The 2061-nt window shown below is 60.4% G+C and carries 1 protein-coding gene and 2 pseudogenes; all 3 read left to right on the top strand.

Translation table 11 applies throughout. The features are described 5' to 3' along the window. Positions 1 to 292 (top strand): annotated as a pseudogene (locus tag I5W_RS12495) (flagellar basal body P-ring protein FlgI); the annotation flags it as partial. A gap of 87 nt (positions 293 to 379) precedes the next feature. Then, a pseudogene (flgJ, locus tag I5W_RS12490) lies at positions 380 to 1353 on the top strand (flagellar assembly peptidoglycan hydrolase FlgJ). A 171-nt stretch (positions 1354 to 1524) separates the two neighbouring features. Then, a partial coding sequence (locus I5W_RS12485; protein ID WP_217284448.1) for a FlgK family flagellar hook-associated protein occupies positions 1525 to 2061 on the top strand: 537 nt, incomplete at its 3' end.

The raw sequence follows: 2061 nt of genomic DNA, 5'->3' as shown, positions 1-2061 counted from the left end.
ATGCTGGAGACCTGTGCGGTCTCGCACGGCAACCTGTCGGTAGTGACTCTAGGCCGACAACGCGGTCAGCCAGCCCAATGCCTTGTCCGGTGGCCAGACGGCTGGGGTGCAGAATGCCCAGGTCTCGATCAACAAGGAGCCGGGCAAGGTGATGCTCTTGAAGGGCGGCGCTTCGCTGGCCGATGTGGTCAAGGCGCTCAATGCCATCGGCGCCACGCCCCAGGACTTGCTGGCGATCCTGCAGGCCATGAAGGCGGCCGGTTCGCTGCGCGCCGAACTGGAAGTGATCTGACGCTCTGATGTAACGGGACGGACCAGGCGGAGCGGTTTGCGATGGCTGCTCCGATCCAATAACAAACGCTCTCATCGAAGGTAATCCATGCTCAACAAGATCAACCCATCCAATCCGACCGAGAGTCTGGCCGTCGATGCAAATGGGCTGAATGGCCTGCGCGAGGCGGCCAAGCAGAACTCGCCGGAAGCCATCAAGGGCGCGGCCAAGCAGTTCGAGGCCTTGTTCCTGAACATGGTCATGAAGAGTATGCGCGATGCCACGCCGCAAAACGGCCCCTTCGACAACGAGCAGACCAAGATGTTTACCTCCATGCTGGACCAGCAGTTGAGCCAGAGCCTGGTCCAGCGCGGGGTCGGCCTGGCCGATGTGTTGACGCGCCAGCTCTCGGCCTCCTTGCCCAAAAAGCTGCCCGATGCCCAGGACCTGGATGGCACGACGCATCCGGTTGAAGAGGGCGTGCCCATGGGCATTCCGCTGGTCAAGGACATGAGCGAAGCCGACCGCGCCAAGTTCATCCAGAGCTTTGCCAACCAGCAGGCGGCCGACAGTACCGATCAGGATGGTCGCAACAACAAGCAGCGTCGCAACTCCACAAGCCGGCTCACGTGGAAGCTTTCCAGAACCGCCTGCAGGCCGATGCTAAAATCGCCAGCAAGATCACCGGTATTCCGCCCAAGTTCATGCTGGTCCAGGCAGCGCTGGAAACCGGCTGGGCAANGAAGGAAATCATCACCCGCGACGGCCGCTCGGCGCACACCTGTTTCGGCATCAAGGCCACCGGCAACTGGACCGGCAAGGTGGTCGAGGCCACCACCATCGAATACATCAACGGCAAGCCGCAAAAGCGTGTGGAGAAATTCCGCGCCTACGATTCCTACGCGGATGCCTTCAAGGATTACGCCAACTTGCTGCGCAGCAACCCGCGCTACGAGAAGGTGCTGGCCAGTGCCCAGGATGCCCATGGCTTCGCCTACGGCTTGCAGCGCGCCGGTTATGCGACCGACCCGCATTATGCAGAAAAGCTCTCGCGTATCATCCGTCAGTCGCTGTCGGCCTGATGCGCTGATTGCCTGAGGACGGCGCAATTGCCCATGGCCAGGGGCATGTCTGTACAGCAAGCTCAGCGGTGCTGGCCGGAAACAAAAATGATCAGGGCCATCTAAAGTTTTGGTCAATCCTGCCGTTGACTTGGTTATTCCGCTAAAAGCTTTCAGGGACGACAACCTAGCATGGCAACTAACATCTTCAGTATCGGGCAAAGCGCGTTGCAGGCTGCCATGGCGGCGCAGGCCACCACCAGCCACAACATCTCCAACGCCACCACCCCCGGTTACAACCGTCAGGAAGTCGTGCAGAGCTCGGCCGGCGGCATCAACTATGGCTACGGCTTCGTCGGTCAGGGTACGCAAGTTACCGAGATCAAGCGCGTCTACAACGATTTCCTGACCAAGCAGGCACTGGCCTCGCAGACTTCGGCCAGCTCCCTGGATTCGTACTACGCGCAGATCTCGCAGATCAACAACATGGTGGCCGACACCAAGGCCGGGTTGTCGCCGGCTCTGCAGGATTTCTTCGCCTCGGTCCAGAACCTGGCGTCCAACCCGAATACCCAGGCTTCGCGCCAGACGGTGCTGTCGCAGGCTTCGACGCTGGTGGCGCGCATCTCCAGCATCAATGACCAGCTGTCGCAGAGCAGTGCCAGCGTCAACAGCCAGATCACCTCGACGGTGACCACCATCAATTCCTATGCGCAGCAGATCGCCCAA

This window comes from Herbaspirillum sp. B65 (assembly GCF_000333555.1).
Taxonomy (GTDB): Bacteria; Pseudomonadota; Gammaproteobacteria; order Burkholderiales; family Burkholderiaceae_D; genus Herbaspirillum; species Herbaspirillum rubrisubalbicans.
Note: the sequence above shows the minus strand (reverse complement) of the source record. Positions and strands in the feature narration are given on the sequence as shown.